The 11,703-nt window shown below is 74.0% G+C and carries 12 protein-coding genes; 3 read left to right on the forward strand and 9 right to left on the reverse strand.

The window, feature by feature from the left end; translation table 11 throughout:
- Positions 1–105: 105 nt before the first annotated feature.
- The 3 genes from HMPREF3099_RS04330 to HMPREF3099_RS04340 all read left to right on the forward strand — a co-directional run bounded on the left by HMPREF3099_RS04330 (position 106) and on the right by HMPREF3099_RS04340 (position 2,711).
- Positions 106–1,005, forward strand: coding sequence for a 1,4-dihydroxy-2-naphthoate polyprenyltransferase (locus HMPREF3099_RS04330; protein WP_070704435.1), 900 nt, complete (start codon positions 106–108; stop codon positions 1,003–1,005).
- Positions 1,006–1,146: 141 nt separating this feature from the next.
- On the forward strand, positions 1,147–1,674 hold the full coding sequence (locus HMPREF3099_RS04335) for a hypothetical protein (protein WP_141494302.1): 528 nt from the start codon (positions 1,147–1,149) through the stop codon (positions 1,672–1,674).
- Positions 1,675–1,817: 143 nt separating this feature from the next.
- On the forward strand, positions 1,818–2,711 hold the full coding sequence (locus HMPREF3099_RS04340; protein ID WP_070704441.1) for a hypothetical protein: 894 nt from the start codon (positions 1,818–1,820) through the stop codon (positions 2,709–2,711).
- 3 nt (positions 2,712–2,714) lie between these two features.
- Here HMPREF3099_RS04340 and HMPREF3099_RS04345 read toward each other — a convergent pair whose 3' ends face one another.
- From HMPREF3099_RS04345 to HMPREF3099_RS04385, 9 genes are all read right to left on the reverse strand, one after another.
- The gene (locus tag HMPREF3099_RS04345) at positions 2,715–3,038 is read right to left on the reverse strand and encodes a DUF4229 domain-containing protein (RefSeq protein ID WP_168168432.1); all 324 of its coding nucleotides are present in this window, start codon (positions 3,036–3,038) and stop codon (positions 2,715–2,717) included.
- Between the two features lie 2 nt (positions 3,039–3,040).
- A complete protein-coding gene (ccsB, locus tag HMPREF3099_RS04350) occupies positions 3,041–3,925 on the reverse strand; it encodes a c-type cytochrome biogenesis protein CcsB (RefSeq protein ID WP_202816687.1) in 885 nt (294 codons plus the stop codon).
- Positions 3,925–5,478: a cytochrome c biogenesis protein ResB gene (locus HMPREF3099_RS04355; RefSeq protein WP_070704446.1), complete on the reverse strand. Its 1,554-nt coding sequence runs from the start codon at positions 5,476–5,478 to the stop codon at positions 3,925–3,927. Before HMPREF3099_RS04355 ends, ccsB begins: the two co-directional genes overlap by 1 nt.
- Positions 5,478–6,233 carry a cytochrome c biogenesis CcdA family protein gene (locus HMPREF3099_RS04360; RefSeq protein ID WP_180802196.1) on the reverse strand — a complete coding sequence of 252 codons (756 nt, stop codon included), beginning with the start codon at positions 6,231–6,233 and terminating at the stop codon, positions 5,478–5,480. Before HMPREF3099_RS04360 ends, HMPREF3099_RS04355 begins: the two co-directional genes overlap by 1 nt.
- Positions 6,234–6,866, reverse strand: coding sequence for a TlpA family protein disulfide reductase (locus tag HMPREF3099_RS04365; protein WP_083323484.1), 633 nt, complete (start codon positions 6,864–6,866; stop codon positions 6,234–6,236).
- The gene (locus HMPREF3099_RS04370; protein WP_070704449.1) at positions 6,863–7,555 is read right to left on the reverse strand and encodes a histidine phosphatase family protein; all 693 of its coding nucleotides are present in this window, start codon (positions 7,553–7,555) and stop codon (positions 6,863–6,865) included. The genes HMPREF3099_RS04365 and HMPREF3099_RS04370 overlap by 4 nt, the downstream gene beginning before the upstream one ends.
- Positions 7,552–8,868, reverse strand: a complete 1,317-nt coding sequence (gene hemL / locus HMPREF3099_RS04375) for a glutamate-1-semialdehyde 2,1-aminomutase (protein ID WP_070704464.1) — start codon at positions 8,866–8,868, stop codon at positions 7,552–7,554. The genes HMPREF3099_RS04370 and hemL overlap by 4 nt, the downstream gene beginning before the upstream one ends.
- Before the next feature lie 94 nt (positions 8,869–8,962).
- A complete protein-coding gene (gene hemB, locus HMPREF3099_RS04380; RefSeq protein WP_101849322.1) occupies positions 8,963–9,943 on the reverse strand; it encodes a porphobilinogen synthase in 981 nt (326 codons plus the stop codon).
- Positions 9,944–9,963: 20 nt separating this feature from the next.
- Positions 9,964–11,640: a bifunctional uroporphyrinogen-III C-methyltransferase/uroporphyrinogen-III synthase gene (locus HMPREF3099_RS04385; protein ID WP_070704452.1), complete on the reverse strand. Its 1,677-nt coding sequence runs from the start codon at positions 11,638–11,640 to the stop codon at positions 9,964–9,966.
- Positions 11,641–11,703 lie beyond the last annotated feature (63 nt).

The raw sequence follows: 11,703 nt of genomic DNA on the forward strand, positions 1-11,703 counted from the left end.
CCCCCCCCCCCAACGCTGTCCGCAAGAGGCGACGACAGATCACACCACATCGTGACCGAATCCATGCCGACCCTTGACCATTCAAGCCAGGAGGACCCCTCGACCATGGCCACGCTCGCCCAGTGGATCGAGGGCGCCCGCCCCCGCACGCTCCCGGCAGCGGTGGCCCCCGTGGCCGTCGGCACCGGCGCGGCGTTCGCCCTACGCGGCACCCACGGCCACGAGGACGCCGGCCACTGGGGCTTCGCGCTGTTGGCCCTCGTGGTGGCCCTGGCCCTGCAGGTGGGCGTCAACTACGCCAACGACTACTCCGACGGCATCCGCGGCACCGACGAGGAGCGCATCGGCCCGGTGCGCCTGGTGGGCCAGCGCCTCGCGCCGCCGCAGCAGGTCAAGGCCGCGGCGTTCAGCGCGTTCGCCCTGGCCGGGCTGGCCGGCATCGCCCTGAGCGTGCTCTCGGGCCACTGGTGGATGCTGCTCGTCGGCGCGGCGGCCGTGTGGGCGGCGTGGAACTACACCGGCGGCAAGAACCCCTACGGATACCGCGGCCTGGGCGAGGTGGCCGTCTTCGTCTTCTTCGGCCTCGTGGCCGTCCTGGGCACGCAGCTCACGCAGGCCGGCACCACGTCCTGGGCCGGGCTCGCCGGAGCCGTCGGCGTGGGCGCCGTGGCGGCCGCCCTCAACCTCACCAACAACCTCCGCGACATCGAGGGCGACGCCGCCGTGGGCAAGGTGACGCTCGCGGTCCGGCTCGGTGCCCGTCGCACGCGGAGGCTGTACGCCGGCCTCATCGGCCTGGCCTTCCTCATGGTGCTGGCCTCCGGGCTGCAGCACACTCCCGCCGTCGTGGCCCTGCTCGCGCTGCCGCTGGCCGTCCCCCCGGTGCGCGCCGTGCTGCAGCGCGCCCGCGGCCGGGCCCTCATCGGTGTGCTCGGCCAGACCGGGCGCATGCAGCTGGTGCTGGGCCTGCTGTGGGGCCTGGGCCTGTGGTGGGCTGGCCGCTGACCGGCTGACGCCCCACGCGGCTGCGCCCGGCCCCGTGGTCGACTCCCACCCGTGGTGGGGTTCACACGCCGCGTCGGGCGGCGCATCATCAGGCAGAACGGGTACCGCCCGGTGCCCGTCCGCCACCCCGAAGGGGACGCCATGCGCCGTGCACTGACACTCACCACCCTGCTGGGACTGGGCCTCGCCCTGTCCGCGTGCGGGACCGATGAGGGCGGGTCGGGAGGGTCCGACAGCCCCACCAGCTCGGTGGGCACCCCGTCGGGGTCCGCCCCGGACGACTCGCCCGCGCCCAGCGAGGACCCGTCCGGCTCCACCAGCCCGAGCGACCCGTCCGGCGGCGACCCGTCCGGCGGCGATGACCTCCTGGAGCCCGGCGAGAAGGCCGAGAAGAAGCACGCCGGCCGCAACGGCTCCCCCGTCGCCTACCTGGTGAAGGAGGGCTCCACGCAGGCCGAGCTGGCCGTCCGCTGCGACGGCGGCGGCTCGATGACGCTGGCCCCCACCCGGGGCGGGCAGGGCACCCCGGTGGGCCCCGAGGTGGAGGTCGCCTGCGACGGCGAGCGCCACGACCTGACGCTGACGGCCGAGAAGCCGTTCAGCTCCTTCCGCGCCCTCACCCCGACCATGGGGCACTACGAGATCGCCGTGCTCAGCACGATGCAGTGAGGCCCGCACAATGAGACCCGTGCGCTGACACCGCATCACGATCCGGTCACGAGTGGCCCGGTCCCGCCCACCGACGCACGTCGGGGCGCGAGGATCGGGCCACTCCCGTCTGGGAGTCCGAACCGTCCGCCGAGGGGAACACCGTGCGCCGCAGCCTCACCACCACCGCCACCCTGCTCTGCCTCGCGATGGGGCTCAGTGCCTGCACCGGCGGGGACGGCTCGCCCGAGGCCGACGGCTCGACCACCAGCAGCACGGGCAGCATCAGCACAGAGCCCTCCACCGGCCCCAGCGGCTCCGGAGACGACGCCAGCCCGAGCCCCACCACCCACGTCGCCACCGCCGACGACGGCAGCGGGGACGACGGCAACGGCACCGCCCCCACCGAGCCGACCCCGCAGGGTTCGCCCAGCACCACCCCCCTGCTGGGGCAGGCCGGCCCCGAGGAGGAGGAGCTCCGCCCGGCCACCACCCTGCCCGCCGGGCGGACCACCACCGTGAGGACCGTCGGGGTGAAGGTGCCCCGGGGCGAGGGCGTCTACGTGGCCGTCGCCTGCGGCGGGACGGGGCGCGTCACCATCGACGACGGGCTCGGGGACCCCACGCACCTGGAGTGCAGCTCCCCGGCCCACGGCAGCCGTGCCACCCACGTCGTGGACCCCGGGTCCTCGGTGCGGGTGACGGTCGACCCCGGCGCCCGGGCCGCCTACCGCCTGTACCGCGTCGTCGCCCCGCCCACCCTGGAGCCCGACGCGCTGATCTCCGTCTCCGGCGAGGGCGGCGGGGACGCGTTCGTCGCCGAGGTCGCCCCGGGGCGGCGGATGCATGTCACCGTGCGGTGCGACGGAGACGGGACCCTCGCGCTCCGCGCCCAGGGCCGGGGCGGCTCGCCCCTCGGCGCACCCCAGCGGTTCGTCTGCGACGGCACGAAGCGGCGTGCCGTCGTGGAGGCCCCGCGGCGCTTCACCTTCCTGCAGGTCGCCCCCACCTCGGGGGTCGGCCGGTACGAGGTGGCCGTCACCCGCGTGGAGCGCTGAGGCTCAGACGAAGTCGTCCTCGCCACCCGCACGCCGGGCGGCGGGGGCGCCGGTCACCTGGTCCTCCACGTCCTCGTCGCTCACCGGCTGGGTGCGGGAGCGCTTCGCCTCACGACGCGCGATGGCGTCGTCGATCTGCGCGGAGAAGTCCTGCCGGGGCGCCTTGAGGAAGAACCACGAGGCCACCATCGAGGCCAGGGCGGCGGCGACCACCACCCAGAACGGGCCGGTGCTGCCGAGGTCCACCCCGGTCAGCTCGACCACCAGGAAGAACCCGGCGGCGAAGAACAGGAACACCAGGATCCGCAGGAGCGTGTAGCGCAGCACGGTCACATCCCCGAGTACGAGTGGAAGCCGACGAAGTACACGTTGACGACGGCGTAGTTGATGATGATGCAGGCGAAGCCGGCGATGGCCAGCCAGGCCGAGTGGCGCGTCCACCCAGCGGTGGCGCGCGAGTGCAGGTAGGCGGCGTAGACCACCCAGATGACGAAGGTCCACACCTCCTTGGGGTCCCAGCCCCAGTAGCGGCCCCACGCGCGCTCGGCCCAGATGGCGCCGGCCACCAGCGTGAAGGTCCACAGCGGGAAGCCGATGACGTGGGCCGAGTAGGTGAGCTTGTCCAGCCGGTCGGCCGAGGGCACGCGCTCCAGGAAGGCCGGGCCGCTGCCGCGCTCCTCCCGACGCCGCTGCAGCAGGTAGAGCACCGCCAGCGCGAAGCCGATGACGAACACACCGATGGAGAGCGTGGCCACGGTGACGTGGATGACCAGCCAGGCGCTCTGCAGCGAGGGCATGAGCTGGGAGGCCTCGGTCCACCAGGCGGTGGTGGCCGCGCCGAGGATGAGCAGCACCGGCCCCACCACGAACAGGCCCAGCCAGCGCGTGTCGCGGCGCAACGCCCACAGGGTGAAGCCCACCATCGCGAAGGCGGCGGCGGCCAGCGCGAACTCGTACATGTTGCCCAGCGGCGCGCGGTGCACCGAGAGCCCACGGGTGGCGATGGTGGCCAGCAGCGTGCCGGTGCCCAGCAGCGCCAGCACCTGCCCGGCGGTGCCCATGCGGCGGCCGTCGGCCATCGCGAGGTAGCCGGTGTAGGCCAGCATCGAGAGGGCCAGCACGGCCATGGTCACCACCGAGAGCACGTCGGAGGTGCGGGCCATCGGCTCGTCCACCGAGGCCAGCAGCGCGATCGGCGCTCCCTGCACGGTCATCAGTTCTCCTCGTCCTGCGCCCGGGCGGTCCCGAGGCGCTGCGTCAGCTGCGTGTGGAGGGCATCCACGCCCTCGGCCACCGTGGGGTCGTGGCCCTTGGCCAGGCCGGCCATCTCCACGCGGGCCCCGCCCTCGCCCGGCACGATGCGGACGAAGTAGCGGCGGCGGCGGATGGTCAGGGTCATCACCAGGCCCACCAGGCCGGTGAGCGCCGAGACGAGCGCGGGCACCTGGCCCGGGTCGTGGCGCACGGTGAGGCCGGCGAAACGGCGGACGCCCTCGAAGGTCACGGTGCCGCGGCCGCCGGGCAGCTCGTACTCCTCGCCGGGGCGCAGGAAGATGCGCACCGGGGTGCCGTCCTTGCCCTGCACTTGCTTCATGCGGTCGGTGTTCAGGGTGAAGACCGACTGCGGGCGGCCGCCGGGGAAGAGCTCGCCCTGCCAGGCGGTCATCACCAGGGCCGGGTCGGCCAGGCCGGGGAAGGTCGAGTGGGGGCCGCGGTCGCCGGTGATGGCCTGGGTGGGCAGGAACAGCCCGGCCAGGCCCAGCTGCTTCCCGTCCTCCCCGGCGGACACCTTGAACGCACCGCTGGAGGTGTACTGGTTGTCCTGCACCAGCATCGGGGAGGCCTCGCGGTAGAGCAGGGTGCCCTTCGCGTCGCGGACGCTCACCTCCGGCGCGTAGCCGTTGCCCAGCAGGTAGATGCGGGCGCCGCCCACCGAGAGCGGGGCGTTCACGGTGAACTTCTGCGCGCGCTCACCGTCACCGTCGTCGAAGCGGGCGTCCACCTCGAAGCGGCGGGGCGCGCCGAACTGGCCCTTGCCGGCGTCCGGGTCCGTCTCGAAGTCGACGTCGACCTCGTCGACGGCCAGGCGGAAGTCCGGCAGGTCGCGGGTGTCCACCCACGGCCCGGCGCTCAGGGTGTCGTACCGGCCGTTGCTCGAGGTGAACTCCTCGCCCTCCACCACGAGCACCTCGGCACGCCAGCCGAAGAGGTAGCCCAGGGCCACGCTCACGAGCACGCCCACGAGGCTGATGTGGAAGACCAGGTTGCCCAGCTCGCGGAGCATGCCGGTCTCCATCGAGACCTCGCGGACCCCCTCGGCGCGCGACTCCTCGCGCACCCGGTAGCGGCGCGAGCGGCCCAGCGCGGCCACCTCGGCGGCGGTGGCGTCCACGTCCGCACCCGGCAGGTCCACCACACGGTGGCCGGGCATGCGGGTGGTGCGCCGCGGCACGGCCGGGGGCTGCTGCCGCCAGCCGTCCAGGTACACCTTGGTGCGGGGGATGATGCAGCCCACCAGCGAGGTGAACAGCAGCAGGTAGATGGCCGCGAACCACGGGCTGGAGTAGACGTCGAACATCTGCAGCGCGTCGAGCACGCGCGAGAGCTCGGGGTGGTCCTGCTGGTAGCGGTCCACCGCGGCGGAGTCCACGGAGCGCTGCGGCCAGATGGAGCCGGGCACGGCGGCCACGGCCAGCAGCAGCAGGAGCAGCAGCGCGGTGCGCATGCTGGTCAGCTGGGCCCACGCCCAACGCAGGGTGCCCACCATCAGATCACCGGCCTGAACGAGGAGATCCACTCGGTCTGGAACCAGACCATGACCCGGTCCCACACGCCGGCCAGCATGAGTAGGCCGAGCACCATGAGCACCACGCCCCCGGCGGCGCTGATGACGCCGTGGTGGTCGCGCATCCAGCCCAGGGCGGTGGCCGCGCGGGAGATGCCGGCGGCCAGCAGCACGAAGGGCAGGCCCAGGCCGAGGCTGTAGGCCGCGGCGAGCACGCCACCGCGGGCGATGGCGTCACCGGAGCCGCTCAGCGAGCTGCTCAGGGTGAGGATGGCCCCCAGGACCGGCCCGATGCAGGCCGAGAAGCCCAGCCCGAACGCGGCGCCCAGCAGCGGGGCCCCGGCCAGGCCGGCGGCAGGCCGCCAGCGCACCTTCCACTCACGGCCGCCGAGCCCGAAGGTCATCACCGCACCCATGGCCAGCACCACCAGCCCACCGGCGCGCAGCAGCAGCCCGCGGTCGTCGGCCAGGGCGATGCTCACCCCGGAGACCACCACCGACAGGCCGAGGAAGACCACGGTGAAGCCGAGCACGAAGAGCAGGCTGGCCAGCACCAGGCGGGGGCGCCCCACGGACCGGTCCTGGGCCTGCACGCCGCCCAGCCCGGTCACGTAGCCGAGGAAGCCCGGCACCAGGGGCAGCACACACGGGGAGGCGAAGCTCACCACGCCGCCGGCGAAGGCCAGCGCCATGGCCCACGGCAGGAAGCCCGAGGCGATGGTGTCCTGCAGGCCCATTCAGTCGCCCTCACCCAGCACGCGGTCCACCAGCGAGCGCAGGGTGGAGGCCTCCACCGGCCCGGAGACGCGCGCGGCGATGCGGCGCTGCGCGTCGAGCACCAGCGTGGTGGGGGTGGCCGAGGCGGCGCCCTGCAGCCCGCGGAGGGTGGCCCCGCCGTCGTCGGCGAGGTTGGGATAGGTCACCTTGCGGGAGGCCACGAAGGCCTTCGCCGTCTCGGCGGAGTCCCGCTGCACCAGGCCCAGCAGCAGCACGTCCTTCTTCTCGTACTCCTGCCAGAAGTCCTGCAGCACCGGCATCTCCTTGATGCACGGCGGGCACCAGGAGCCCCAGGTGTTGAGCAGCACCACCTTCTCGTCGGCGTCCTCGAGTCGGAAGTCCTTGCCCTCCAGCGTCTTCCCGACGAGCGTCACCGGCTGGCGCCGCTCGCCGGCATCCAGCTCCTCCACCGTGCCGTCGCCGGAGATGTAGTTGGAGTCGCCCTCGCCCCGGGCGCGGCCGGAGACGGTGTTGCCCTCGTCCCCGCCGCAGGCCGACAGGGCCATCGCCCCGAGGCCGGTGAGGCCTCCGGAGAGCACGAGGCGACGCGAGGGGGTCCACAGGCCGGCCCGCGTCGGGCGCGGCGCGCTCATGCCCCGGGCACCGGGGAGGCACCGGGCAGCAGCGAGGCGGCGGGCTCGCTGTAGTGCACGGCGTACACCTCGTCACCGGTGAGGTCGATGGTGGTGACGCTCGCCAGGGAGCACTCGCGCCTGCGCGGGTCGTGCGGCAGGGCGCGCCCCTCCAGGTGGCTGCGCAGCATCCAGACCGGCAGCTGGTGGCTCACGACCACGGCCTCGTGGCCGCGGGCGGCCCGGGCGGCGTCGCGCACCGCGGCGTCCATGCGGGCGGCGATCACCCGGTAGGGCTCACCCCACGACGGACGCAGCGGGTTCCACAGCACCGGCCACGAGCGCGGGTCGCGCAGGGCGCCCTTCGAGGACCCCACGCGGCGCCCCTCGAACTGGTTCTCGGACTCGATGACGCGCACGTCGGTGTGCACCTCCAGCCCCGTCAGCTCGGCCACCGGGGCGGCGGTCTCCTGGGCACGCTCCAGCGGGGAGGCCACCAGGTGGGTGACGTCGTGCCCGCGCAGGGACTCGGCCACCATGCGCGCCATCGCGTGGCCGCGGTCGCTCAGGTGGTAGCCGGGCAGGCGCCCGTAGAGCACCTTCTCGGGGTTGAACACCTCGCCGTGGCGCACCACGTGCACCAGCGTGCGGTCGGCCCGCCCGTCGTGGCGCGGCGGCTCGGTGGGGTGCACGGTCGTGGGCGCACTCATGCGCGCACCTCGCGGGCCGAGGCGTCGACGGCGGTGACGATGCGGTCGAGCACGTCGTCGGTGTGCGCGGCCGAGGCGAACCAGGCCTCGAAGGCGCTCGGCGGCAGGTGCACGCCGTGGCGCAGCATCGCGTGGAAGAACTCCGCGTGCAGCGCGGTGTCCTGCTGCTGGGCACCGGCGAAGTCGCGCACCTCGTCCTCGCCGAAGAAGACGCTGAACATGGTGCCCGCACGGCCGATGCGGTGCGGGATGCCCTCGCGGGTGAACGCCTCGGTGACGGCGGCGGTGAGCACGTCGCGGGCGTGGTCCAGCGCGGCGTACACCTCGTCGGTGCACAGCCGCAGCGTGGTCAGGCCCGCGGTGGCGGCCACCGGGTTCCCACTGAGGGTGCCGGCCTGGTACACCGGGCCGGCCGGGGCCAGGCGCGCCATGACGTCCGCACGGCCACCGAAGGCGGCCACCGGGAAGCCACCGCCCACCACCTTGCCGAAGGTGAACAGGTCCGGGGCGTCCCCCACCTGCGAGAGGCCCAGCCAGCCGGTGGGGCTGGCGCGGAAGCCGGTCATCACCTCGTCGGAGACCAGCAGGGCACCGTGCTCACGGGTGAGGCGGCGCATCGCCTGCTCGAACTCCGGGGTCGGCGGCACCACACCCATGTTGCCGGCGGCGGCCTCCACGATGACGGCGGCCACCTCCGGGCCGTGCTCGGCGAAGGCCTGCTCCAGGGCGGTCACGTCGTTGTACGGCAGCACCAGCGTCTGCCCGGCCGACGAGGCGGGCACCCCGGCGGAGTCCGGCAGCGCGAAGGTGACCACACCCGAACCCGCCTGCGCCAGCAGGGCATCCACGTGGCCGTGGTAGTTGCCAGCGAACTTCACGACCTTCTCGCGGCCGGTGAACCCCCGGGCCAGGCGCAGCGCGCTCATGGTGGCCTCGGTGCCGGAGTTCACCAGACGCACGGCCTCCACCGGCTCGATGCGGCGCACGATCTCCTCGGCCAGCTCCACCTCGTGCGGGTTGGGCGTGCCGAAGCTGAAGCCGCGCGCGGCGGCCGCGGTCACGGCCTCGAGCACCTCGGGGTGGGTGTGGCCCAGGATCATCGGGCCCCAGGAGCCCACGAGGTCGACGTACTCGGTGCCGTCGGCGTCGGTGAGCAGGGCGCCCCGGGCCGAGGTGATGAAGCGGGGGTCACCGCCCACCGCCCCGAACGCGCGGACCGGGGAGTTCACACCCCCGGGGATCACGGCGCGGCCGCGCTCCATCCAGGCGACGCTCTGGGACACGGGGGTACCGGGGGACACAGGGGTGGGCATGGACACGACCGTCTCAATCCTTCCTGAGTGTTCGCTGCAAGGACGGGGCGCACGGGGCCCGCGACCAGTGGGCCGCGGGCCCCGGGACGCTGCGTCAGCGGCCCTCGCGGAGCCAGGCGGCGGCCTCCAGTGCGTGGTAGGTGAGCACCACGTCGGCCCCCGCACGGCGGATGCCCAGGAGCGACTCCAGCACGGCGGCACGGCGGTCGATCCAGCCGTTGGCCGCGGCGGCCTCCAGCATCGAGTACTCGCCGCTCACCTGGTAGGCCACCACGGGCAGGTCGGTGTGCGCACGCAGCGCCGCCACCACGTCCAGGTAGGCCAGGGCGGGCTTCACCATCACCATGTCGGCACCCTCGGCCTCGTCCAGGGCCAGCTCCACCAGGCTCTCGCGGGTGTTGGCCGGGTCCTGCTGGTAGGTGCGGCGGTCGCCCTGCAGGGAGGAGTCCACGGCCTCGCGGAAGGGGCCGTAGAAGGCCGAGGCGTACTTGGCCGTGTAGGCCATGACCACCACGTCGGCGAAGCCGGCCTCGTCGAGCGCCTCGCGGATGACCACCACCTGGCCGTCCATCATGCCGCTGGGGGCCACCACGTGGGCGCCGGCGCGGGCCTGCGCCACGGCCATCTCGGCGTAGCGCTGCAGGGTGGCGTCGTTGTCCACCCGGCCGGCGGCGTCGAGCACGCCGCAGTGGCCGTGGTCGGTGAACTCGTCCAGGCAGAGGTCGGTCATCACCAGCAGCTCGTCGCCCACGGCGTCGCGCACCGCCCGCGTGGCCCGGTTGAGGATGCCCTCGGGGTCGGTGGCACCGCTGCCGACGGCGTCCTTGGTGGACGGCACGCCGAACAGCATGATGCCGCTCACCCCGGCGTCGCGGGCCTGCACGGCCAGCTCCACCAAGCCCTCCACGGTGTGCTGCTGCACGCCCGGCATCGAGGAGATGTCGCGCGGGGCGTCACCCTCGTGCACGAAGGCGGGCAGCACGAGGTCCTGCGGCGCCAGGCGCGTCTCGGACACCATCCGCCGCATGGCCGGAGTGGTGCGCAGGCGACGCGGGCGACGGTGCGGGCCCAGCACGGGGCGCTCCGGCGCGGGGCTCACCGGCTCCTCCGACGCTTGGTGACCTCCTGCGAGGGACGGGTCACAGGACGGCCGGCGGCGAGCGCCTCCTCCACCCGGCCGCGGGCGAACGCGGTGAGGGCGTCGATGACGGCCTCACCGCTGGCCTCCTCGGCCACCGCATCCACGCGCAGCCCCAGCTCGGTGGCGGTCTCCGCCGTGGCCGGGCCGATGCAGACGATCACGGTGCTCGGCGACGGCTTGCCGGCGATGCCCACGAGGTTGCGCACCGTGGAGCTGCTGGTGAACACCGCGGCGTCGTAGGTGCCGTTCTTGATGGCGGCACGCACCGGCGCCGGCGGCGGCGTGGCGCGCACGGTGCGGTAGGCCACGATGTCGTCGACCTCCCAGCCGCGCTCCTGCAGGCCGCTCACGAGCACCTCGGTAGCGATGTCGGCACGGGGCAGGAAGACGCGGTTGATCGGGTCGAGCACGTCGTCGTACGGCGGCCAGTCCTCGAGCAGGCCACGGGCGGACTGCTCCCCGCTGGGCACGAGGTCGGGCTCGATTCCCCAGGCGCGCAGCGCGTCGGCGGTCTTGCCGCCGACGGCGGCGATCTTCAGCCCGGCGAAGTCGCGGGCGTCCAGGCCCAGGCCGGCGAACTTCTCGCGCACGGCCTTCACCGCGTTCACCGAGGTGAAGCCGATCCACTCGTAGGTGCCGGTCACCAGGCCGCGGATGGCCTTGTCCATCTGGTGCGGGGAGCGCGGCGGCTCCACGCTGATGGTGGGCACCACGTGGGCGGTGGCGCCGCGCTCGGAGAGGGCGCGCACCATCGGCTCGGCCTGATCCTTGGTGCGGGGCACCAGCACGCGCCAGGCGAACAGCGGGCGGGTCTCGAACCACGAGAGGGTGTCGCGGTCGCCCACGCAAGCGCCCACGGTGGCCACCACCTCGTCGCCCTCCACCTCCTCGGCGCCCTCGGCGACGTCCGCCAGGGTGCTGATGCTCGTGGCCTGCTGGGCGGTGGTGCCGCCCACGGTCAGCGCGATGGGGGTGTTGGCCGCGCGGCCGCCCTTCACCAGGGCACGGGCGTGCTCCACCACCTCGTCGGCGCTGCCGATGAGCACCAAGGTGGTCGAGTCGTCCTCCACCACGGCGGGGTTCACGCGGCCGCCGGGGCCGATGGCGTGCACCACGCGGTTGGTGCCGGTGGCGATGGGCACCCCGGCGTAGGTCGGCACGGCCTGCAGGGCGGAGACGCCCGGCACGACCTCGATCTCCAGCCCGGCCTTGCGGGCCGCGGCGGCCTCCACGCCCAGCGAGGAGAAGATCGACGGGTCGCCGTCCACCACGCGGGCCAGCACCACCTGGCCCTCGCGGCCTCCGCCGGCCTCGGCACGGCGCTCGGCGGCCTGCTTGACCGCGTCCTTGGCGGTGGAGACCAGCTCCTTGGCCCGGGAGGCCGCGGTGAGCTCGGCCTGCGCGGCCGGCACCGTCATGAAGGTGGCCCCGGGGCGCATCCACTCCACGAAGTCGTCCTCGAGGTGGCCCTCGTCGGCCACCACGACGTCGGCCATGCCGAGCACGCGGGTGGCGCGCACGGTCATGAGGCCGGGGTCCCCGGGGCCGGCTCCGACGAAGACGATGCGGGCAGCGGGCGCGGGGAGCCCTGCCCGCTGGGGCGAGGGCTGGGTGCTCGGGGCGGTGCTCACGAGTTCTCCTTCAGGGACGTCGGGTCGGCGGGTGCCGGTGCGTCGCCGATGCCGGGGAGCCGG

Source organism: Kytococcus sp. HMSC28H12, from assembly GCF_001816045.1.
Classification (GTDB): Bacteria; Actinomycetota; Actinomycetes; order Actinomycetales; family Dermatophilaceae; genus Kytococcus; species Kytococcus schroeteri.